Raw genomic sequence first — 20,035 nt, forward strand, 5'->3', positions numbered from 1 at the left:
GAGATCACGCGAAACCCGTGCGCCCTGCACGTTTCGTGCCTATTGTGGGGTCGGTAACCGGTCATCCCTCGTACTCCGGCCGCCGTCAGGGCTCTCCCGACCCCTTGACCTCCCGTCAGACCCGCCGGTGCCGAGCAGCACCCGCACCTTCCGCTGGAGAGACCGACGTTGAGCGCGACCGGATGGATCAGGGACGTCCTCCACGGCCCCACCCCGGGCCCCGTGCCGGGAACCGTCACCGGCACCTGGCCCAAGACCTCGCACGCCCTGCCGCTGATCGGCATGGCACTGATCCTCGCCCTCGACCTGCTGACCAACAGCCAGGTCACCGTCGAACCCGCCCTGACCGCCGTCCCCGCCCTCGCCGCGGTGGTCTCCCGCCGCACCTGGTACCCGCTGCTGACCGGCGCCCTCGCCGAGGTCAGCGCCTTCGGGACGGCCTGGTACCACGACATCCTCGGCCAGTCCGTGCACACCGCCACGGTCGCCGCCATCGTCATCATCGCCGGCATCGGCCACCTCAGCGCCAACCTGCGGCTGCGCCAGGAAGTCGCCCTGGCCGAGGCCCAGTTGGTCGCCGAGATCGCCCGCCGGGTGCTGCTGCGCCCGGTCCCCGAACGGGTCGGCCCGGTCCGCGCCGCCGTCCGCTACGCTGCCGCCGCGGCCCACGCCTCGATCGGCGGCGACCTGTACGAGGTCGTCCACACCCGGCACGGCGTGCGCGCCGTGGTGGGCGACGTCCGCGGCAAGGGCCTCGCCGCGGTCGAGACCGCCGCCGCCGTGCTCGGCGCCTTCCGCGAGGCCGCGCACCAGGAGGCCGCCCTCGACCGGGTGGCCGGCTGGCTCGCGGTCAGCCTCGACCGGGCCCTGCACGAGAACGAGCACCCCGGCGTCGAGGAGGAGTTCGTCACCCTGGTGCTGATCGGCGTCCGCCCCGACGGCGTCCTGGAGATCGCCAACTGCGGCCACCCCGCACCCGTCCTGCTCCGCGGCGAGGACGCGCCGCGACTGCTGGCCGCCGACGAGACCGTCCCCCCGCTCGGCGTCCTCGACCCCGCCGACGTGCGGCCCCCGCTCCAGCTCCTCGAAGCCGAACCCGGCGACCGCATCCTGCTCTACACCGACGGCGTCATCGAGGCCCGCGACCACCGCGGCGCCTTCTACCCCCTCGCCGACCGCCTCCCGCTGCTCGCCGACGGCGGCCCGGTCGAAGTCCTGCACCGCCTCCACGACGACGTCGTCCGCCACGTCGGCCACAAGCTCGGCGACGACGCGGCGATGCTGCTGCTCCAGTTCGACCCGGTCGTCCTGCCGACGCAGAGCGAGTCCCCGGAGGGCCGGGAGGCGCGCATCTAGGGGCCCGGGGAACGGCGAGGCCGTGCTGCCGCGTGTCTTGGACCGAACCGGAAGCCGACGCGCGCTCCGGCAGTGAACCTCGCGCGGACCCGGGCTCGCCGTTCCCCGAGCCCCCGGTTCCTAGGCTTCGATGTCGACGACCAACGGCCGGTGGTCGGACACCCCCGTGCGCGGGGCGGAGACCGAGCCGACGGTGTTGCGGGGGACGCCGATGCCCAGGATGTGGTCGAACTGGACGGTCGGGCGGTGCGCGGGGTAGGTGGGGGTGCGGGCCAGGTCGTACCAGCCCTGGAGGCGGGTGCGCCGCGCGGTGCGGACCCGTTCGCGCCGCGCGGTGCGCTGGATCGCGTGCGCCGAGCCGAGCACGGTGCGCGGCACCGCGCCGATCAGGTTGAAGTCGCCCAGCACCAGGTAGGGCTGCGGCAGGTCGGCGATCCAGCGCCGGATCGCGGCGAGCTGCCCGACGTTCCAGCCCGGGACGAAGGACAGGTGCGCGGCCACCACCGTGAACTCCCCGCCCGGCCCGGCCAGTACGGCGGCCAGCGCCGCCCGCGGCTCGTCCGGGACGGGGGTGAGCCCGCGCCGCCCGGCGACCCGCAGCGGCAGGCCGAAGGGCGCGGGCGCGAACCGGCGGGCCCGCCAGTGCAGCACGGGCAGCCGGGTGAGCAGCGCGGTGCCGTAGGAGGGCCGGGAGGCGTCGTCGAGGTCGCCGGGGCCGTAGACGGCGAGGCCGGGCCGGACGGGGTCGGGGACCCAGCCCGCGCCGGGCGCGGGGACGCCGTGCAGCGCGGCGGCGAAGCGCCAGTCGGCGGCGCCCATGGCCTTCGCGGCGACGGCCGCCTGGTCGGTGCGGCCGGAGCGCTCCTGGTGGCGGTCGACCTCCTGGAGGGCGAGCACGTCGGCGTCGAGGGCGGCGACGGCGTCGGCCAGCGGGGCCCCCGGGTCGACGGGGTAGGGCGCGGGACTGCCGTCGGGGGCGAGCGGTTGGCCGTGCAGCAGGTTGTACGTGGCGATCCGCAGTGTGGTCACGCCGTCGACCGTACCGGGCCGGGGTGAACGGGGTGGCGGCTTGAGCGGAGACGGCCATACCGGGTATACATACTCAGTATGTCGATCCGTCACGGCCTGCTCGCCCTGCTCGACCAGGGCCCGCGCTACGGCTACCAACTGAGAACCGAGTTCGAGGCCAGGACGGGGGCGACCTGGCCGCTGAACGTCGGTCAGGTCTACACCACGCTGGGCCGCCTGGAGCGCGACGGGCTGGTGGAGGCCGCCGGAGAGGACGACGAGGGCCACCAGTTCTACGCCGTCACCGACGAAGGACGCCTGGAACTGCGCCGCTGGTTCGACACCCCGGTGCCGCGCACCAACCCGCCGCGCGACGAACTGGCGATCAAGCTGGCGATGGCGGTGACCATCCCGGGCGTGGACGTGGCCGCCGTGGTGCACGGCCAGCGCCGGCACAGCATGCAGGCGCTCCAGGACTACACCCGGCTCAAGGGCCGGGCGCTGGCCGCCGACACCGGGTCCGGCGGCGACCTGGCCTGGCTGCTGGTGCTGGAGCAGCTGATCTTCCAGACCGAGGCGGAGATCCGCTGGCTGGACCACTGCGAGTCCCGGCTCGCCCAGCACGCCGAACGGGCCGCCGCCGCGCCGCCCGGACCCGCCGCGCCGCCCGCCCGGCGCGCCGCCAAGAGCCGCGACCGCGGCCGCATCTGAACCTCCTGGGGGAGCGATGACCGAACAACCCAAGCCGACCGGCCAGTTCGAGCCCGGCGCGCAGCTCAAGCCCGCGGAACCCGTCCTGCACCTCGACCGGGTCAGCCGCACGCACGGCCACGGCGCGGCCGAGGTGCACGCGCTGCGCGCCGTCGACCTGCGGGTCTACCCCGGCGAACTGGTCGCCGTGATGGGGCCCTCCGGCTCCGGCAAGTCCACCCTGCTCACCATGGCCGGCGGCCTGGACAGCCCCACCGGCGGCCGGGTGGTCGTCGAGGGCACCGTCCTCGGCGACCTCGACCGCAAGAAGCTGGCCGCCGTCCGCCGCCGCTCGGTGGGCTACGTCTTCCAGGACTACAACCTGATACCGGCGCTCACCGCCGCCGAGAACATCGCGCTGCCCCGCGAACTCGACGGCGTCTCCGCCCGCGCCTCCCGCCGCGAGGCGCTCGCCGCGCTGGAGGAGCTCGGCATCGCCGAACTCGCCGACCGCTTCCCCGACGACATGTCCGGCGGCCAGCAGCAGCGCGTCGCGATCGCCCGCGCGCTGATCGGCGACCGCCGCCTGGTGCTCGCCGACGAACCCACCGGCGCCCTCGACTCCACCACCGGCGAGTCCGTGCTCGCCGTGCTGCGCGCCCGCTGCGACGCCGGCGCCGCCGCCATGATGGTCACCCACGAGGCCCGGCACGCCGCCTGGGCGGACCGGGTGGTCTTCCTGCGCGACGGCCTGCTGGTCGACGAGACCACCCGGCAGGACGCCGGGACCCTGCTCGTCACCGCCGCCGCCAACGCCCGTGAGGACGGTGACCGGTGAAGCCCAGCGCCTGGCGCGCCGCCCTCCGGATCGCCCGCCGCGACGCCGCCCGGGCCAAGGGCCGCAGCGCCCTCGTCCTGGCGATGATCGCGCTGCCGGTGCTCGGGGTGGCCGGCGTCGACGTGATCGCCCGCAGCGCCCAACTGGAACCGGCGGAGAAGGCCGACCGCGCCATGGGCACCGCCCAGGCCGCCGTCACCCTGTCCGTCCGCGGCGGCAGCCTCAAGCAGGTCCCCGCGGGCGACGAGTACACGGGCCAGTCCCCCGACCAGGACCACCCGGCGACCGAGGCGCAGAAGCGCAGCGCCGCCACCGACCCGGCGCAGCTGGTCACCCAACTGCTGCCCGGGGCCGTCCTGGTGCCGACCGGCAACTTCAAGAGCGCCACGGTCAGCACCAAGGAGGGCCGGATGTCCGCGGCCATCGAGGAGGCCGACCTGACCGACCCGGTGTGGCACGGCAAGCTGAACGTGGTCGAGGGCAGCGCCCCCACCCAGCCCGACCAACTCGCCGCCACCCGGGGCTTCCTGGACTACTCCGGCCTGCGGGTCGGCGACCGCACCGCGCTGCGCGCCCTGGACTCCAAGCCGTACACCATCACCGGCGTCGTCGAGGACCCCGGCAGCCTGGGCGAGGTCCGGCTGTACGGCCGCCCCGGCACGGTGGTCGACGCGCTCGCCGCGGCCGACCCGGAGGCCGCCGGCAGCGGGCCGCAGAACACCGAGAGCTGGCTGGTCAAGCTGCCCGCCGGGCAGCAGGTCGACTGGCCGAAGGTGCGGGAGTTCAACGAGTACGGCTTCCTCGTCACCTCCCGGGACGTCCTGCTGCACCCGCCGGCCCGCGCCGACGTGCCGTACTACCAGGAACAGCAGTACTCCTCCGGCGAGGTGAACAAGAGCGTGCTGGCGGTCGCCGCGATGGTGCCCTGCATGGCGCTGCTGGAGATCGTGCTGCTGGCCGGGCCCGCGTTCGCGGTCGGCGCCCGCCGCTCGCGCCGCCAGCTCGGCCTGCTCGCGGCCGGCGGCGGCGACCGCTCGCACGTGCGGGCCGTGGTGCTGGCCGGCGGCGCGGTGCTGGGCACCGGCGGCGCCGTGCTCGGACTGCTCGGCGGCGTCGGCCTGGTCGGCCTGCTGCGCGACCAGGTCGAGGAGTACGCCGGCAGGCGCTTCGGCCACTTCGACCTGCAGCCCCTCGACCTGCTCGCCGTCGCCCTGGTCGGCCTGGTCACCGGCCTGCTCGCGGCCGTGGTCCCCGCCGTCCAGGCCGCCCGGCAGGACGTCGTCGAGGCGCTCACCGGCCGCGGCGGCAGCAAGCCCGCCAACCGGGTCGTCGCCGTGCTCGGCGTGGTGATGGTGGCCGGCGGCACCGCGCTGGCGATGCTCTGCGCGGCCACCAACACCGCCGCCGTGCCCGGCCTGCTCGGCGGCTCGGTGATCGCCGAGATCGGCATGCTGCTGTGCACGCCGCTGCTGATCGGCCTGTTCGGGCGGCTCGGCCGCCTGCTGCCGCTCAGCCCGCGGCTCGCGCTGCGCGACTCGGTGCGCAACCGGGGCCGCACGGCCCCCGCGGTGGCCGCCGTGATGGCCGCCGTGGCCGGCGCCGTCGCGGTCGGCATCTACCACGCCAGCGACGTCGAGCAGCAGCGCCGGGAGTACCGGCCCTCGCTGCCGGCCAACGCGGTCGCGCTGCTGGACCGCAGCTACACGGCCGAGGACGCGACCCAGATCGCGGCGGTCCGCGCGGCCGTCGAGAAGGACCTCGGCGACCTCGGGGAGCGCGCCGACGTGCTGCTCCCGACCGCACTCGCCGGACAGTGTGCCAAGAAGTACGACTGCGGGTACGTCCAGACGATGAAGTCGATCGACAAGCGCTGCCCGGCGGAGGACGCGAAGACCGACGAGGAGCGGCAGCAGGCGTACAACGACCCCCGGTGCGCCGGGATGAACTCGCTCTCCGAGGAACTGGGCAACATCTTCGGCGACACCCTGATCGGCGACGCCGCGCTGCTGCACAACCTGCTCGACGTCCACGACCCGGCCGCCGAACGGGCCCTGGCGGACGGCAAGGCGCTGGTGTTCCGCCCCGACCGGGTCGCCGACGGCAAGGTGACCCTGCGGGCCGAGGAGCCGCCCACCCAGGCGCAGATCGACGCCAACGACTACCGGGGCACCACCCACGACGTCACCGTGGAGGCCGTGGAGGTGCACTCGCCCGCCGCGTTCGCCACCCTCGTGATGAGCCGGGAGACCGCGGAGAAGGCCGGGTTCGGCGTCCAGGCCGAGGGCTCGATGTGGAAGCCCGCCAAGGCACTCACCGAGGGTCAGGCGCAGAAGGCCAGCGAGCACCTCGCCAAGCTCGACGACAGCGTCTACCTGACGGTCGAGCAGGGCTTCCGGGCCGGGCGCGACCTGATCACCACCGGCCTGATCGGCTTCGCCGCCCTGGTCGCCCTCGGCGCGGCCGGCATCGCCACCGGCCTGGCCGCCACCGACTCCCAGCAGGACCTGGCCACCCTGGCCGCGGTCGGCGCGTCCGGCGGCATCAGGCGGCGGCTGTCCGGCTTCCAGTGCGGGGTGATCGCCGCGATGGGCGCGGTGCTCGGCCTGCTCTGCGGGGCCGTCCCACCGGTGGCGCTGCGGATCCTGGAGGCCCGGAACTCGACGTTCTGGATCAACGGCCACATGGTCGGCCACGCCAAGGCGATCATCGCCGTCCCGTGGGCCGACCTGGCCCTCCTGCTGGTCGGCCTGCCCGTGGTGGCGGCCCTGCTGGCCGCGCTGCTCACCCGGTCCAAGATCGGGCTGACCCGCCGGGCCGGCTGACCCGCGGCCGGCGGACCGCCGGGAAGTGACCGTGCTCACGGCCGGGGGAGGCCGTGGGCACGCACCCACCCGGGCGAACTAAAGTCGTCCGTATGACGAAAACGCCGGACAGCGCCGTCCGCTCCTTCATCGACCAGCACGAGGAGGCCTTCCTGGCCGACCTCGCCGACTGGCTGCGCATCCCCTCGGTCTCCGCCGAACCGGGCCGGGCGGGCGAGGTCCGCCGCTCCGCCGAGTGGCTGGCCGACAAGCTGCGCGCGACCGGCTTCCCGGTCGCCGAGGTGTGGGAGACGGACGGGCTGCCGGCGGTGTTCGCCGAGTGGCCCGCCGGCGAGGAGGGCGCGCCGACCGTGCTGGTCTACGGCCACCACGACGTGCAGCCCGCCGCCCGCGAGGACGGCTGGGACACCGACCCGTTCGAACCCACCGTGGTCGGCCGCCGGCTGTACGCGCGCGGCGCCGCCGACGACAAGGGCCAGGTCCTCTTCCACACCCTGGGCGTGCGCGCCCACCTCGCCGCCACCGGCCGCACCGCGCCCGCGGTCAACCTCAAGCTGCTGGTCGAGGGCGAGGAGGAGTCCGGCTCGCCGCACTTCGCCGCCCTGGTGCGCCGCGAGGCCGAGCGCCTCGCCGCCGACGTGGTGATCATCTCCGACACCGGCATGTGGTCCGAGACCACCCCGACGGTGTGCACCGGCATGCGCGGCCTGGCCGACTGCCAGATCGACCTGTACGGCCCGGACAACGACATCCACTCCGGCTCCTTCGGCGGCGCCGTCCCCAACCCGGCCGAGACGGCCGCCGCCCTGGTGGCCGGCCTGCACGACGCCGACCGCCGGGTCGCCGTCCCCGGCTTCTACGACGGCGTGGTCGAACTCACCGACGAGGAGCGGGCGCTCTTCGCCGAACTGCCCTTCGACGAGGCGCAGTGGCTGAAGGTCGCCAAGTCGTACGGCACGCAGGGCGAGGCCGGCTACACCACCCTGGAGCGGGTCTGGGCCCGGCCGACCGCCGAGGTCAACGGCATCTGGGGCGGCTACACCGGCCCCGGCGGCAAGACCATCGTCCCGGCCGAGGCGCACCTGAAGCTCTCCTTCCGGCTGGTCGCGGGTCAAGAAGTGGAAAAGGTCCGGGAGTCCGTCGCGGCCTGGGTTTCCGCGCAGGTCCCGGAGGGCATCCGGTACGAGATCGTCTTCCCCGGCGCGACCCGCCCCTGCCTGACGCCGCTGGACCATCCCGCACTGCGGTCCACCGTCCGGGCGATGGAGCGGGCCTTCGAGCAGAAGATCCTGTTCACCCGCGAGGGGGGCTCCGGCCCGGCCGCCGACCTGCAGGACGTGCTGGGGGCGCCGGTGCTGTTCCTCGGCATCTCGGTGCCCTCGGACGGCTGGCACTCGATCAACGAGAAGGTGGAGCTCGACCTGCTGCGCAAGGGCGTCGAGACCGCAGCCCACCTGTGGGGCGACCTCGCGGAGAACTTCCGGTGACGGCCCGCCGCCACCACCACCGCACCGAACGCGAACGGGGATGGACGAGTTGAGCAGCGCACCCGAGACCAAGCACCTCGCGCTGGCCCGCGCCGGGGTGGACCGGGCGGCGCACCGCCGGCTGGACGAGCCCTGGCTGGCCGCGGCCTGGAGCCACCCCACCACCCGGGTGCTGCCGATCGCCGGCGGCGAAGCCTTCGTGGTGGACACCGCCACCGGCAGCGAACTGGTGCTGCTGCCCTCCTTCGAGGCCCCGGAGTCCGGCCACCGGTACTTCCTGGGCACCGACGAGGACGGCACCCACTACTTCGCGCTGGACTGCGAGTCGCTGCCCGGCCGGCTCGACGGCGACGCCCGCCCGGCCGGCCTGCGCGAGGTCGGCGGCACGCTCAGCGACCGGGACTCCGGGCTGCTGGTGCACGCCGTCGCGCTGGAGCACTGGCACCGGCTGCACTCCTTCTGCTCCCGCTGCGGTCACCCCACCGAGAAGGCCGGGGCCGGCCACCTGCGCCGCTGCACCTCCTGCGCGGCCGAGCACTACCCGCGCACCGACCCCGCGGTGATCATGCTGATCACCGACGGCGAGGACCGCTGCCTGCTGGGCCGCCAGGCGCTCTGGCCGGAGGGCCGCTGGTCGACGCTGGCCGGGTTCGTCGAGCCCGGCGAGTCCATCGAGCAGGCGGTCGCCCGCGAGGTGCTGGAGGAGGCGGGCGTCCGGGTCGGCGAGGTCGAGTACGTGGCCAGCCAGCCCTGGCCGTTCCCGTCCAGCCTGATGCTCGGCTTCCTCGGCCGGGCGCTGCCCGACGGCACCGGGATCACCGTGGACGGCGAGGAGCTCTCCGAGGCCCGCTGGTTCACCCGGGAGGAACTGCGGGCCGGGATGGTGGCGGGGGAGATCCTGCCGCCGTCCGGCATCTCGATCGCCCGGTACCTGGTCGAGCTCTGGTACGGCGAACCGCTCCCGGCGGCCGCCCGCTGGTGACCGGTGCCGACGGGGGCGCGCGGAGCGGTCCGCGCGCCCCCGCCGTGCGTCCGGCGGGCTCCGGCCGACCGGAGCACCCGGGCGCGGCGGAACGCCCCGCCGGGGTTTCCCGTGCCCCAATCAGGGGCACGGTTGTCGGATTCCGCTGAAACCGCGCGAGCCCACTGACTACATTCACTCGCGTGACGATCCCCCGCGGCTCCGCGCACCCGCCCAAGTACCAGCAGCTCGCCGCCGACCTGCGCCGGCGCATCGCGTCCGGCGAGTGGGAGGGCGGCGGCCGGCTCCCGGTCGAGACCGAACTGGAGGAGCAGTACGGGGTCGCCCGCAACACCGTCCGGCTCGCCGTGGACGTGCTGGTCAACGAGGGCCGGGTGGTGCGCGTCCAGGGCAAGGGCACCTACCTGCGCGAGCCCTCCCGGCACGACCACCGGGTGCACGCCCGGCCGCCCCGCCCGGCCCGCCGCGAACCGCTCACCCCCAGCGCCGAGGTGTACGCCGCCGAGGCGGTGGCCGCCGGGCGGCAGCTCACCGTCGACTTCGAGGTGGCCGCCGTCCGGGCCCGCCGCGACATCGCCGCCTGGCTCGGACTGCGGCCCGAGGACACCGTGATGATGCGCCGCCAGCTCTGCCGGGTCGACCACGAGCCGTACGCCATCGAGGAGAGCCACTACCGGGCCGGACTGGCCGCCGGCACCCCGCTGATGCAGGACCAGCCCGTCCCCGGCGGGGACGAGCGGATACTGGCGCAGCTCGGCCGGACCGAGACCGCCGCCACCGACCACCTGACCGCCCGGATGCCCGACCCGGCCGAGGCCGCCTGGTTCGGGCTCGGCCCCGGGGTGCCGCTGCTGGTCAACACCCGGATCAGCAGCGACCGGCGCGGCCCGATCCGGGTGGTGGAGACCCGCTACGCCGCCGACCGGGCCCGGCTGCTGTACGAGCTCGGCGACGGCGCGGTGGCCGGCTGACCCCGGGACCTCCCGGGGCCCTCCGGCCGGGGCGGCTCAGACCAGCGCGGCCTGGACCTGGCGCAGGCTCGGGTTGGTCATCACGCTCTCGGCCCCGGCGGCGGAGACCACCACGACCGTCGGCACGGTCTTGAAAGTTCCCTCCCGGCCGCCTTGCGGTGGCCCGTACGTGATCAGGCAGGTGGTAGGGGTCAAGAGATGGACAGGCTGCGGGCTCTGGGGGTCGTTCGAATCTCGGTCGGGAACGAGAACCAGACAGGGCCGGAGGTCCAGCGAACCCGCATCACCAAGCGGGCGGACGCGGAAGAAATGGACCTCGAAGGACCGCACGAAGGCCGGTCTTGAGGCCGCCAAGGCTCAGGGGCGGACCGGTGGACGGCCGACCGTCCTCGATGAGGATAGCCCGCGCCCGCAAGGCAAAGGGCGAGAGTGTGACCGCGATCGCTAAGGCGCTCGGGATCAGCCGGGCGACCCTGTACCGGGCCTTCGGGACCGAGTAGGGCGCAGCGCAGCGGTAATTGGGAGCCGTCCACTCATCGCGGGTGGGCGGCTCCCGTCATGTCCGGGACGGTCAGGAGCGCTTCTCGTAGTAGACGGCCCACAGGTGTCCGTGGCCGTTGGATGATCCTCGGTGCCCGTAGCGGTCGGACGTACCCAGGACGGCAAGCACTTCCAAGGGGTCTACGTCGCTGTCGTTTGAATTCACCGGGAGCCTGATGCGGACCCCTTCGGCATCCTCCGAAACCCGCACCTCCGCACCCGTCAGCGCCGCCAGCCGGGAAGCCGCCTCCCAGGCCCGTCGGGATGCATCCGTCACGGCTGCTCCGTCCGCTGCTCCGGCGGGATCAGGTCGCACAGCTTCGCGATGCTCTCGCGTCCGCCCTTGAGGGGCCGGACGAACGCGCCGAAGCCGTGCACGGACATGACCCTGACCACCTGGCCGGACTGCTGGTCGTAGGCCGCCTGCCCCTCCTGGGGCTCCCACCGCTCAGGCATGGTCGTCCGCCCACCGTGCGGCGTCGGGGAAGCTGTAGAAGACCAGCGGCTTGCCGTCCGGCCCTGTCATGGGACCGCCTTCGCCGACTTCCTTGGCCACGCCCCACAGGTCCACCGAGGGCAAGCCCTCCTGCGGGGGCAGGGGTACGACCCTGTACCGATGTTCTGCTTGGGTGGTTGCCGACATGTGGTGCTCCCCTGGTCAGTCTTCCGGCTCGACTACTGGTCTACCGGCGGGAATCAGGCCGCGTAGGGGCAGCGTTAGGGGCATGATGCCCGCATGGGCATCGGTGGGTTGATCCGTGATCTCCGCAGGGGTCACGGTTGGTCTCAGGGCCGGTTGGCCGAGGAGTTGTGCAAGGCGACGGGTTACAAGGCCAACATCACGCGCGAGGAAATCAGCCGGTGGGAGCGGGGCAAGGTGAAGCCGGGCCCTTGGTGGCTGAGACACCTTGCGACGGTCCTGCAAGTACCGCTTGCAACTTTGGAGTTGGCTGACGTGGACCGCCGTACCTTCCTCACCGATGTTGCTGCCACGGCCATAGCGCCGATCGTGGCGTCCGACCTTCTTACCCACGGCTTTGATGCCGCCTTGCGGCGTCGTCCGTCGGTGGACGACTGGCAAGCCAAGTTGGCGACGTACGGCCGTGACTACATGTCGGCCGGAGCGGCAGAGATCCAACGTCGCCTGAGTGCTGATCTCGTAGTGCTGCAACAGCAGTTGGAGACTCCGGGCATGTGGGACGTGGCCGCGAAGCTGGCCACGCTGTACGCGAAGACGTTCCCCGGTAGTGACGGCTCCAAGGCCGTTGATTGGTACCGCATGGCCGCTACGTCGGCCGACAGGTCGGGAGACACGGACTCTCGCGTCTGGGTCCGTGGTCGGGCTGCTATCGCGCTGGGCTACGAGGGGGCCTCACTGACCGTTGCCGACCGTTTCGCGGATGAGGCCCTGGCCCTGTCCGACCGGCCTTCCCTGGGGCGCCTGAACGCATTGATGGGCAAGGCGCACGTGGCGGCCCTCAAGGGTGACCACAGGGCCGCCCTGGCCCTCACAGATGAAGGCTGGCGGGTGTTCGAGCATGCCGCCTCCGGCGACCGCGAGGAGTCGGACTACGCGGTGCCGGAGTGGCGGATGAACGTCTTCGTGTCGTTGCTGGCTGCTCGTCTGGGTGACGAGCGCCGGGCGGTCGAGGCGCAGGAGCAGGCCGCCAGGAAGCTGCCTGCCACCCTGCCCCGGTTCCGGACGCACCTTGAAATGCACCGTGGCCTGATGCTGGCCCGGTCGGGTGACCGATCCGGTGGAGTCGGGTACGCGCGTGCCGCGCTGGACTCGCTCCCTCGCGAGAAACACAGCCTTACCCTGCGCATGCTCATGGACGAGATCACGGCGTAGCGGGGTCGGCTCCGGCCGACCTGTGCAGACAGCAAGAGGCCCCCGGTGGAGGGGGCCTCTGCATGATGCTCGCGCAGGTCAGTCCACCAGTGCGGCCTGGACCTGGCGCAGGCTCGGGTTGGTCATCACGCTCTCGGCGCCGGCGGCGGAGACCACCACGACCGTCGGCACGGTCTGGTTGCCGCCGTTCACCGACTCCACGTAGGACGCCGAGGCCGGGTCCTGCTCGATGTTGACCTCCGTGTAGGCGATGCCCTCGCGCTCCAGCTGGCTCTTGAGGCGGTTGCAGTAGCCGCACCAGGTCGTGCTGTACATCGTGACGGTGCCGGACATGGCGAGGGACTCCTTCGGTCGACGGACGGTGGCCGGGCGGCCGCCCGGTGCAACGTCCGGCGGCCCGGACCCATTCCGGAGCGGATCGCGGTCCGACGATCCGACCATCACCGGCGGCCTGTGGACAGACCCGTCCGGACTGTCCGGCCCGCCTGCGAGGATGGGGGCATGCAGGAAGACCTCCTCGGGTTCGACGACCCCCACGCCCAGTACGGCCACGCCCCCGCCGGAGCGGACGCGGTGCTGGCCGGGCTCGACCCCGAGCAGCGGGCCGTGGCCACCGCCCTGCAGGGCCCGGTCTGCGTGCTGGCCGGCGCCGGCACCGGCAAGACCCGCGCCATCACCCACCGGATCGCCTACGGCGTGCGCAGCGGCGTCTACCACCCCGCCCAGGTCCTCGCCGTCACCTTCACCGCCCGCGCCGCCGGCGAGATGCGCGGCCGGCTGCGCCAGCTCGGCGCCGACGGCGTGCAGGCCCGCACCTTCCACTCCGCCGCGCTGCGCCAGCTCCAGTACTTCTGGCCGCGCGCCGTCGGCGGCGCCTTCCCCCGGCTGATGGAGCGCAAGGTCCAGCTGGTCGCCGAGGCGGCCGGCCGCAGCGGCCTGCGCGTCCAGCGCACCGAACTGCGCGACCTGACGGCCGAGATCGAGTGGGCCAAGGTCACCCAGGTCGTCCCCGACGACTACCCGACCGCCCTCGCCAAGTCCGGCCGGGAGGCCCCGCGCGACCCGGCGGAGACCGCCCGGGTCTACCGCGCGTACGAGAAGCTCAAGGGCGAGCGCGACCTGATCGACTTCGAGGACGTGCTGCTGCTCACCGCCGCCATCCTGGAGGAGCGCCCGGAGATCGCCGACCGGGTCCGCTCCCAGTACCGGCACTTCACCGTCGACGAGTACCAGGACGTCTCCCCGCTCCAGCAGCGCCTGCTGGAGCAGTGGACGGGCGGCGACGGCGGCGCCAGCCTCTGCGTCGTCGGCGACGCCAGCCAGACCATCTACTCCTTCACCGGCGCCACCCCCGACCACCTGCTGAACTTCCGCCACCGGCACCCCGACGCCACCGTGGTCAAGCTGGTCCGGGACTACCGCTCCACCCCGCAGGTCGTGCACCTGGCCAACGGGCTGCTCGCGCAGGCCCGCGGCCAGGCCGCCCAGCACCGGCTGGAGCTGGTCTCGCAGCGCGAGGCCGGCCCCGAGCCGGTCTACCGCGAGTACCCGGACGAGCCGACCGAGGCCGAGTCCACCGCCCGGCTGATCCGCGACCTGCTCGGCACCGGCGTGCGGGCCAGCGAGGTCGCCGTGCTGTTCCGCACCAACAGCCAGTCCGAGGTGTACGAGCAGGCCCTCGCCGACCTCGGCATCGCCTACCAGCTCAAGGGCGCCGAGCGGTTCTTCGAGCGCCCCGAGGTCCGCGAGGCCGGGGTGCTGCTCAAGGGCGCCGCCCGGGCCGCCGACGACCCGCTCACCTCCGGCGCGCCCGACCTCGCCGCCCAGGTCCGCGCGGTGCTCGCCACCCGCGGCTTCGCGGCCACCCCGCCGGCCGGCTCCGGCGCCGTCCGCGAGCGCTGGGAGTCGCTGAACGCGCTGGTCCGGCTCGCCGAGGAGTTCGAGGCCGCCCGCACCGCCGCGGGGGAGCGCACCGACCTGGCCGCCTACGTCGCCGAGCTGGACGCCCGGGCCGCCGCCCAGCACGCCCCCGCCGTCGAGGGCGTCACGCTGGCCTCGCTGCACGCCGCCAAGGGCCTGGAGTGGGACGCGGTGTTCCTGGTCGGCCTGAGCGAGGGCACGCTGCCGATCATCTACGCCAAGACCGACGAGCAGGTCGAGGAGGAGCGCCGGCTGCTGTACGTCGGCGTCACCCGGGCCCGCCGCTTCCTCACCCTCTCCTGGTCGCTCTCCCGCTCCCCGGGCGGCCGCGCCTCCCGCAAGCCCACCCGCTTCCTGGACGGGCTGCGCCCCGGCTCCGGCGCCCCCGGCGCGCGCACCCGCGGCGGGCGCGGGGGCGTCGAACCCGGCGCGGAGCGCTCCGCCGCGCGCCGGACTAGAGGCCCGGTCAAGTGCCGGGTGTGCGAGCGCACCCTGACCGAGGCCCGCGAGCTCAAGCTCCGCCGCTGCGAGGGCTGCCCGTCCGACATGGACGAGGCGCTGTACGAGCGGCTGCGCGAGTGGCGCCTGGTCAAGGCCAAGGAACAGGGCGCCCCCGCCTACGTGGTGTTCACCGACGCCACCCTGGAGGCCATCGCGGAGGCCGTGCCGGGCAGCCTCGCCGAGTTGTCCAGGATCTCCGGGGTGGGCGCCATGAAGCTGGACAAGTACGGCGCCGACGTGCTCTTGTTGTGTGCGGGGGAGAGTCCCGGACCGGCGGGGGAGACCGACCGGGAGCCGGAGCCCGCCCCCGCCGAGGGCGAAGCTGAGAACGAGGCTGAGAACTCGCCGGAAAAATAGTTTGCGCGCCGCGTGTACGGCGCAATAGCCTGCCGGAGCGGTCAAGGGGACGAGACCGCGAAGCTCGCAGAGGGCCTGTTTCTGCGTGCGCCGACCATCAACCAGATACCGGAACCCGGGCGACCGGGCACCGCGAGACGCCGAGAGGAGGCGAGTTCAGTGGAGACCACGATGATCACGAAAATGACCAGCCTGATGACCACCCTCGCCATGCCCTCGCGCGTCAGCGTGACGGGTCTGGGTCTCGGTACGGCCGGCGGCAACGCCGGAGCCCTGCTGTCGGAGCACTGCCTTGTCAGTGATCTCGGCAATGCTGTGGGCACCCGTGTCGAGGCAGGTCTCCCCCGTGACTGGGCGGTGTTTGTCGACGGCATTTCGCTGTCCGACGAGCGACCGACCGAGGCACCGAAGGCAGTAGCGGCAGAAGCCCTGCATGGGCGCTATGCGGCCGTCATCGGTGCCGGATCCAACAAGCAGGACCAGCAGACCTCCCTGGCCGAGGCCGCCGCTCGCGGCGCCGAGGCAGGCCGGAAGCAGGCTTTCCGCGGGCCTGGACCCTGGAGCGAACGACCCTGACTGAGCCAGTCACGGGCGGTGCCTCCAGGGCCGCGGAAACCCAGTAACCGGGTTCCGCGGCCCTTCTGTTTTGTCCGGTACGCAAGACCTACCCAGGCCCCACGGGGCCTCCGGCCCGATCCGAACCACGGAACGGCCGGATCCACATCGAAGACGAGGAAGACGCCCACAGTGTCCACGGTCATCACACCGCCGCCCCTCCCGTCCGTACCGACCGACAAGACCGTCAAGGCCGACCAGGCCGATCCCCCGGAGGTAACACTCATGCAGCTCACCGCCATCGACGAGGCTGACTCGCTCGGGCTCCCGATCCCGTGCCGGGCCTTCGACCCGGAGGTCTTCTTCGCGGAGACCCCCGCGGACGTCGAGTACGCCAAGTCGCTGTGTGGCACCTGCCCCGTCAAGGCCGCCTGTCTCACCGGTGCCGTCGAGCGCCGCGAGCCCTGGGGCGTCTGGGGCGGTGAGCTCTTCGTGCAGGGCGTCGTCGTCGCCCGGAAGCGCCCGCGTGGCCGTCCGCGCAAGACCGAGGTCATGGCGTGAACCCCGCAGCCAGGACCGTCCGCAGCGGCACCGGAGCCGTCCGCAGGGGAGAGCAGCCCCCGCTGGACACCGCTCTGCGCCACTCGGTACGCATCGCGGCCGCCAAGGCCGACGCAGAACTGACCCGTCCCTTCCCGAGCACGCACCACGAGCAGGACCACCACATGAACCCCGCCGGCATCGATCCGACCGTCCGCTCCGAGCAGACCACCGAACTCCAGATCCAGAACAGGACCCTTGAGATGAATCTCCTGCAAGAATCCCTGGCGCGCGCGCATATGCAGCAACGCCTCCACGAGGCCGAGGAGCAACGCCTCGGCCTGCGGGTGATGCGCGCGGCGCGACTGCGCCGCAAGGCCGAACGTGCCTCCCTGCGCGCCCGCAAGGCCCTCGCCGTCGCCCTGATGTGACGGACGCTCCACCCCGGCCGGCCGACCACGAGGCCCCGCCGGTGAACCGCCCCTGAACGCCGACGGCCGACTTCCCGCCCCCGGGAAGTCGGCCGTCGGCGTGTTTCCGGGGCCCCCGGCGCTGCCCCGGTACCGTCTGCCCCCGTTCCGCCGCATTCATTCCACCGGGCCCAATTGCCGCCACCCGCACCCCTGTTCGCCTCTCGAACGGGTCGTGCAAGGATGGGCCCCATGTGGCCCTCCCTCCCGCTCGGCGAGAAGCTGCGCACCGTCCTCGGCCAGCCGCGCAAGGTCCGCCGCCTGGTCAGCAGCCCGCGCTCCCGGGTCTGGCGGGCCGAACTCTCCGGCCGTCCGGTGGTGGTCAAGCAACTGGTCGACTCGCCCGGCGCCGACGAGCGGTTCGCCCGCGAGGCCGCCGCGCTCGCCCTGGCCGCCCGGCCCGGCCGCCCCGGCCCCCCGGTGGTGCCCGCGCTGCTCGGCACCGACCCGGCCCGCCGCCTGCTGGTGCTGGAACGCCTGGAGGACCGCACCCCGGGGCCCGGCTGGCAGCGCGACTACGCCACCGCGCTGGCCGGGCTGCACGCCAGCGCCCCCGCCGACCTCGACGACCTCGCCGGGACGCCCCCCGGCACCGACCTGCCCGCCTGGACCGGCCCGACCGAGCGCGACCTCGGCTGCTTCATCGCGCTCGCCCGGATCCTCGACGTGCCCGCCCCGCCCGGCGCCCGCGCCGAGGCCGAGGCCCTGGTCGACCGGCTCTCCGCCACCCCCGTCCGGCACGCGCTGCTGCACGGCGACCCCTGCCCCGGCAACGACCTGCACACCGCCGACGGCGTCCGGTTCGTCGACTTCGAGCAGTCCGCCCTCGGCCCCGGCGCGGTCGAACTCGCCTACCTGCGGGTCGGCTTCCCCACCTGCTGGTGCGCCACCACCCAGCCCGCCGCCGACCTGGCCGAGGCCGAAGCCGCCTACCGCACCGCCTGGCGGGCGGCCACCGGCACCGCGGCCCCCGGCGCCGCCGAACTCGCCGACGCCTGCGCCGGCTGGCTGATCCGCGGCGACGCCCTCGTCCCCAAGGCCGAACGCGGCACCGCCGACCACCTGGCCCGGCTCCACCACGGCGACTGGACCTGGGGCAACGCCACCGCCCGCCGCCGCATCCTGCACCGCCTGCGGGTGGTCGCCGAACTGGCCGACGCCGACACCGCGCTGCCGGTCTTCGGCCGCTTCTGCGGCACCCTCGCCGCCCGCGCCCGCACCACCTGGCCCACCGCCGGCCCGCTCGGCACCGAGCGGACCTGACGGCCCGGGCCGCTCAGGCCCGGACGACCGTCACCCCGCACCGCTCCAGCATCCGGGCCAGCTCCTCCGGGTACCCGGGCCCGGAGGCCGGGTCGGTCGTTCCGGCCAACTCCCGCTCGGTGGCGGCGAAGCCGTGCCAGTGCAGGGTGAACGGCGGGACGAGCCCGAAGCCGCCGCCCAGGCAGTCGCGCAGGCCGTTCCACTCCCGCCCGTAGTAGCCGCCCGGACCGAGCAGCGCCTCACCGATCGCACAGTGCAGGCCCGTCTCGTCCCGCAGGCCCGCTCCCGCCAGGTGGTACTCGCCACCGGAGCGGTCCGGCCCGGCCGCCCGCCGCGCATCGCCAGCATCAGCCGGGCGTGCCGCCCGGCCGCCCCGCGCCCATCGCTCAGTCGGCTTCCGGCTCGGCGAAGCCGGGCAGCCAGCGGAGCAGTTCCTCGTGCAGGCGGACGGTGGCGCCGAGCTGGCACAGGACGCCGATGGTGGACAGGGTGACCCGGTGGATCAGCAGGTAGGAGGGCGGGAGGTTGAGCCGCTTGCCCAGGTCGTAGGCGGGGGAGCGCGGGTCGGCGATCCGGGCGGCCTGGGCGCGCATCCAGTCCCGGCTGAAGGTGAACTGTTCGGCCCGGGTCGGCTCGATGATCGGCAGCAGGTAGTCGAGCACCGCGTCCGGGTCGAGCGAGACGCCGGCCCGGACGAAGTTCTCCTGCCGGAGCAGCTCGTACACCGCCCCGGCGTCGCCCGCCAGGGCCAGCCGCAGCGAGGTGCCGATCGGGCGGGGCAGGCCGCCGGGGAGGCGGTCGACGGTGCCGAAGTCGAGCACGCCGAGCTTCCAGCTCGCGGCGGTGCGGCCGGTCTTGACCAGCCGGAAGTTGCCCGGGTGCGGGTCCGCGTGCAGCAGACCGGTGCGGGCCGGGCCGGCGAACAGGAAGCGGGCGAGCAGCTGCCCGGCCCGGTCGCGCTCGGCGCGGGTGCCGTCCGATACGACCTGGGACAGCGGCTTGCCCTCCAGCCACTCGGTGACCAGCACCCGCCCGGACTGGGCGACCACCCGGGGCACCAGGATGTCGGCGTCCCCGGTGAACTCCTCGGCGTGCAACTGCTGGGACTCCGCCTCCAGCCGGTAGTCCAGCTCCTCGGCGACCCGCTCGCGCAGCTCGGCGATCAGCGGCTTGACGTCCACCCCCGGGATCAGCGGGCCCAGCACCCGGGCCAGCCGGGAGAGCTGGCCGAGGTCGCTGAGCAGGGCGTCGCCCGCGCCCGGGTACTGGATCTTGACCGCGACCTCCCGTCCGTCCTTCCAGACGGCGCGGTGCACCTGGCCGATCGAGGCGGCCGCGGACGGCTGGTCGGAGAAGGAGCGGAAGCCGTCGGCCCAGTCGGCGCCGAGGTCCTCGGCGAGCACCGCGTGCACGGTGCGGGTCGGCATCGCCGGGGCGGACTCCTGGAGCTTGGTGAGCGCGGCCCGGTAGGGGCCCGCGACGTCCTCCGGGAGGGCGGACTCGAAGACCGACATGGCCTGCCCGAACTTCATCGCACCGCCCTTCAACTTGCCGAGCGTCGCGAAGAGTTGCTCCGCGGTCTGGGCCTGGAGCTCGGCCGCGACCTCCTCGGCCGGCCGCCCGCCCAGGCGCTTGCCCAGGCCGAGGGTGGCCCGCCCGGCGAAGCTCAGCGGCAGGGCCGCCAGCCGGGCCGTCCGGGAGACCGCCTTGCGTGGCATCTCAGACATCCGCCGCCCCCGTCCGGTCGGTGCGGCTAGTGACGGCCGGGGCCGCCCCGGCACGCGGGCCGGCGACCGGCCGGACCCCGCCGGTTCCTGCCTTGCGCGGTAGATCGCTCACCGGACCTCCTGATCCTCCGGACCGACCGGCGCCCCGCCGGCGGT

19 protein-coding genes and 1 pseudogene are annotated in these 20,035 nt (G+C 73.9%); 14 read left to right on the forward strand and 6 right to left on the reverse strand.

What is annotated here, in order from left to right; all coding sequences use genetic code 11:
* Positions 1 to 168: 168 nt before the first annotated feature.
* Entirely contained in the window at positions 169 to 1,356 is a 1,188-nt protein-coding gene (locus ABD345_RS14840) for a PP2C family protein-serine/threonine phosphatase (RefSeq protein ID WP_344552531.1), read from the forward strand.
* 120 nt (positions 1,357 to 1,476) lie between these two features.
* Here ABD345_RS14840 and ABD345_RS14845 read toward each other — a convergent pair whose 3' ends face one another.
* The gene (locus ABD345_RS14845; protein WP_344552532.1) at positions 1,477 to 2,385 is read right to left on the reverse strand and encodes an endonuclease/exonuclease/phosphatase family protein; all 909 of its coding nucleotides are present in this window, start codon (positions 2,383 to 2,385) and stop codon (positions 1,477 to 1,479) included.
* A gap of 78 nt (positions 2,386 to 2,463) precedes the next feature.
* Between ABD345_RS14845 and ABD345_RS14850 the strand changes: the two genes are divergently transcribed.
* The 7 genes from ABD345_RS14850 to ABD345_RS14880 all read left to right on the forward strand — a co-directional run bounded on the left by ABD345_RS14850 (position 2,464) and on the right by ABD345_RS14880 (position 10,654).
* On the forward strand, positions 2,464 to 3,075 hold the full coding sequence (locus ABD345_RS14850) for a PadR family transcriptional regulator (protein ID WP_344552533.1): 612 nt from the start codon (positions 2,464 to 2,466) through the stop codon (positions 3,073 to 3,075).
* Between the two features lie 16 nt (positions 3,076 to 3,091).
* Positions 3,092 to 3,892 carry an ABC transporter ATP-binding protein gene (locus tag ABD345_RS14855; protein WP_344552534.1) on the forward strand — a complete coding sequence of 267 codons (801 nt, stop codon included), beginning with the start codon at positions 3,092 to 3,094 and terminating at the stop codon, positions 3,890 to 3,892.
* Entirely contained in the window at positions 3,889 to 6,714 is a 2,826-nt protein-coding gene (locus ABD345_RS14860; protein WP_344552535.1) for an FtsX-like permease family protein, read from the forward strand. Before ABD345_RS14855 ends, ABD345_RS14860 begins: the two co-directional genes overlap by 4 nt.
* A gap of 92 nt (positions 6,715 to 6,806) precedes the next feature.
* Entirely contained in the window at positions 6,807 to 8,201 is a 1,395-nt protein-coding gene (locus tag ABD345_RS14865; RefSeq protein ID WP_344552536.1) for a dipeptidase, read from the forward strand.
* Positions 8,202 to 8,241: 40 nt separating this feature from the next.
* On the forward strand, positions 8,242 to 9,183 hold the full coding sequence (gene nudC / locus ABD345_RS14870; protein ID WP_344552537.1) for an NAD(+) diphosphatase: 942 nt from the start codon (positions 8,242 to 8,244) through the stop codon (positions 9,181 to 9,183).
* Positions 9,184 to 9,365: 182 nt separating this feature from the next.
* A complete protein-coding gene (locus tag ABD345_RS14875; RefSeq protein ID WP_344552538.1) occupies positions 9,366 to 10,154 on the forward strand; it encodes a GntR family transcriptional regulator in 789 nt (262 codons plus the stop codon).
* Positions 10,155 to 10,546: 392 nt separating this feature from the next.
* The gene (locus ABD345_RS14880; protein WP_344552539.1) at positions 10,547 to 10,654 is read left to right on the forward strand and encodes a helix-turn-helix domain-containing protein; all 108 of its coding nucleotides are present in this window, start codon (positions 10,547 to 10,549) and stop codon (positions 10,652 to 10,654) included.
* A 313-nt stretch (positions 10,655 to 10,967) separates the two neighbouring features.
* On the opposite strand, the gene ABD345_RS14885 is transcribed toward ABD345_RS14880, so the two are convergent.
* Positions 10,968 to 11,150: a hypothetical protein gene (locus ABD345_RS14885; RefSeq protein ID WP_344552540.1), complete on the reverse strand. Its 183-nt coding sequence runs from the start codon at positions 11,148 to 11,150 to the stop codon at positions 10,968 to 10,970.
* Entirely contained in the window at positions 11,143 to 11,265 is a 123-nt protein-coding gene (locus tag ABD345_RS14890) for a hypothetical protein (protein ID WP_344552541.1), read from the reverse strand. Before ABD345_RS14890 ends, ABD345_RS14885 begins: the two co-directional genes overlap by 8 nt.
* A 165-nt stretch (positions 11,266 to 11,430) precedes the next feature.
* Here ABD345_RS14890 and ABD345_RS14895 point away from each other — a divergent pair, with 165 nt between their 5' ends.
* Positions 11,431 to 12,546 carry a helix-turn-helix domain-containing protein gene (locus ABD345_RS14895; protein ID WP_344552543.1) on the forward strand — a complete coding sequence of 372 codons (1,116 nt, stop codon included), beginning with the start codon at positions 11,431 to 11,433 and terminating at the stop codon, positions 12,544 to 12,546.
* A 78-nt stretch (positions 12,547 to 12,624) separates the two neighbouring features.
* On the opposite strand, the gene ABD345_RS14900 is transcribed toward ABD345_RS14895, so the two are convergent.
* The gene (locus tag ABD345_RS14900) at positions 12,625 to 12,879 is read right to left on the reverse strand and encodes a mycoredoxin (protein ID WP_344552545.1); all 255 of its coding nucleotides are present in this window, start codon (positions 12,877 to 12,879) and stop codon (positions 12,625 to 12,627) included.
* 168 nt (positions 12,880 to 13,047) lie between these two features.
* Between ABD345_RS14900 and ABD345_RS14905 the strand changes: the two genes are divergently transcribed.
* From ABD345_RS14905 to ABD345_RS14925, 5 genes are all read left to right on the forward strand, one after another.
* Positions 13,048 to 15,324, forward strand: a complete 2,277-nt coding sequence (locus tag ABD345_RS14905) for an ATP-dependent DNA helicase UvrD2 (RefSeq protein WP_344552546.1) — start codon at positions 13,048 to 13,050, stop codon at positions 15,322 to 15,324.
* A 159-nt stretch (positions 15,325 to 15,483) separates the two neighbouring features.
* Positions 15,484 to 15,900 carry a hypothetical protein gene (locus ABD345_RS14910; protein ID WP_344552547.1) on the forward strand — a complete coding sequence of 139 codons (417 nt, stop codon included), beginning with the start codon at positions 15,484 to 15,486 and terminating at the stop codon, positions 15,898 to 15,900.
* A gap of 171 nt (positions 15,901 to 16,071) precedes the next feature.
* Positions 16,072 to 16,440 (forward strand): WhiB family transcriptional regulator, encoded by a 369-nt coding sequence (locus tag ABD345_RS14915; RefSeq protein ID WP_344552548.1) that lies wholly within the window; start codon positions 16,072 to 16,074, stop codon positions 16,438 to 16,440.
* A gap of 164 nt (positions 16,441 to 16,604) precedes the next feature.
* Positions 16,605 to 16,850 (forward strand): hypothetical protein, encoded by a 246-nt coding sequence (locus tag ABD345_RS14920; RefSeq protein WP_033212161.1) that lies wholly within the window; start codon positions 16,605 to 16,607, stop codon positions 16,848 to 16,850.
* A gap of 231 nt (positions 16,851 to 17,081) precedes the next feature.
* Entirely contained in the window at positions 17,082 to 18,152 is a 1,071-nt protein-coding gene (locus ABD345_RS14925; protein ID WP_344552549.1) for an aminoglycoside phosphotransferase family protein, read from the forward strand.
* A 118-nt stretch (positions 18,153 to 18,270) separates the two neighbouring features.
* On the opposite strand, the pseudogene ABD345_RS14930 reads toward ABD345_RS14925, so the two are convergent.
* Together ABD345_RS14930 and ABD345_RS14935 are read right to left on the reverse strand one after the other, a co-directional pair.
* Positions 18,271 to 18,444, reverse strand: a pseudogene (locus tag ABD345_RS14930) (barstar family protein); the annotation flags it as partial.
* Positions 18,445 to 18,538: 94 nt separating this feature from the next.
* Positions 18,539 to 19,879 carry an ABC1 kinase family protein gene (locus ABD345_RS14935; RefSeq protein ID WP_344552550.1) on the reverse strand — a complete coding sequence of 447 codons (1,341 nt, stop codon included), beginning with the start codon at positions 19,877 to 19,879 and terminating at the stop codon, positions 18,539 to 18,541.
* Positions 19,880 to 20,035: the final 156 nt, after the last annotated feature.

Source organism: Kitasatospora saccharophila (assembly GCF_039529925.1).
Lineage (GTDB): Bacteria > Actinomycetota > Actinomycetes > Streptomycetales > Streptomycetaceae > Kitasatospora > Kitasatospora saccharophila.

What these genes read in the sequence shown, in the direction of transcription:
- ABD345_RS14850 (WP_344552533.1), top strand. Translation starts at nt 2,464, where the DNA reads ATGTCGATCCGTCACGGCCTGCTCGCCCTGCTCGACCAGGGCCCGCGC.
- ABD345_RS14855 (WP_344552534.1), top strand. Translation starts at nt 3,092, where the DNA reads ATGACCGAACAACCCAAGCCGACCGGCCAGTTCGAGCCCGGCGCGCAG.
- ABD345_RS14865 (WP_344552536.1), top strand. Translation starts at nt 6,807, where the DNA reads ATGACGAAAACGCCGGACAGCGCCGTCCGCTCCTTCATCGACCAGCAC.
- nudC (WP_344552537.1), top strand. Translation starts at nt 8,242, where the DNA reads ATGGACGAGTTGAGCAGCGCACCCGAGACCAAGCACCTCGCGCTGGCC.
- ABD345_RS14880 (WP_344552539.1), top strand. Translation starts at nt 10,547, where the DNA reads ATGAGGATAGCCCGCGCCCGCAAGGCAAAGGGCGAGAGTGTGACCGCG.
- ABD345_RS14885 (WP_344552540.1), bottom strand. Translation starts at nt 11,150, where the DNA reads ATGCCTGAGCGGTGGGAGCCCCAGGAGGGGCAGGCGGCCTACGACCAG.
- ABD345_RS14895 (WP_344552543.1), top strand. Translation starts at nt 11,431, where the DNA reads ATGGGCATCGGTGGGTTGATCCGTGATCTCCGCAGGGGTCACGGTTGG.
- ABD345_RS14900 (WP_344552545.1), bottom strand. Translation starts at nt 12,879, where the DNA reads ATGTCCGGCACCGTCACGATGTACAGCACGACCTGGTGCGGCTACTGC.
- ABD345_RS14905 (WP_344552546.1), top strand. Translation starts at nt 13,048, where the DNA reads ATGCAGGAAGACCTCCTCGGGTTCGACGACCCCCACGCCCAGTACGGC.
- ABD345_RS14920 (WP_033212161.1), top strand. Translation starts at nt 16,605, where the DNA reads ATGAACCCCGCCGGCATCGATCCGACCGTCCGCTCCGAGCAGACCACC.
- ABD345_RS14925 (WP_344552549.1), top strand. Translation starts at nt 17,082, where the DNA reads ATGTGGCCCTCCCTCCCGCTCGGCGAGAAGCTGCGCACCGTCCTCGGC.
- ABD345_RS14935 (WP_344552550.1), bottom strand. Translation starts at nt 19,879, where the DNA reads ATGTCTGAGATGCCACGCAAGGCGGTCTCCCGGACGGCCCGGCTGGCG.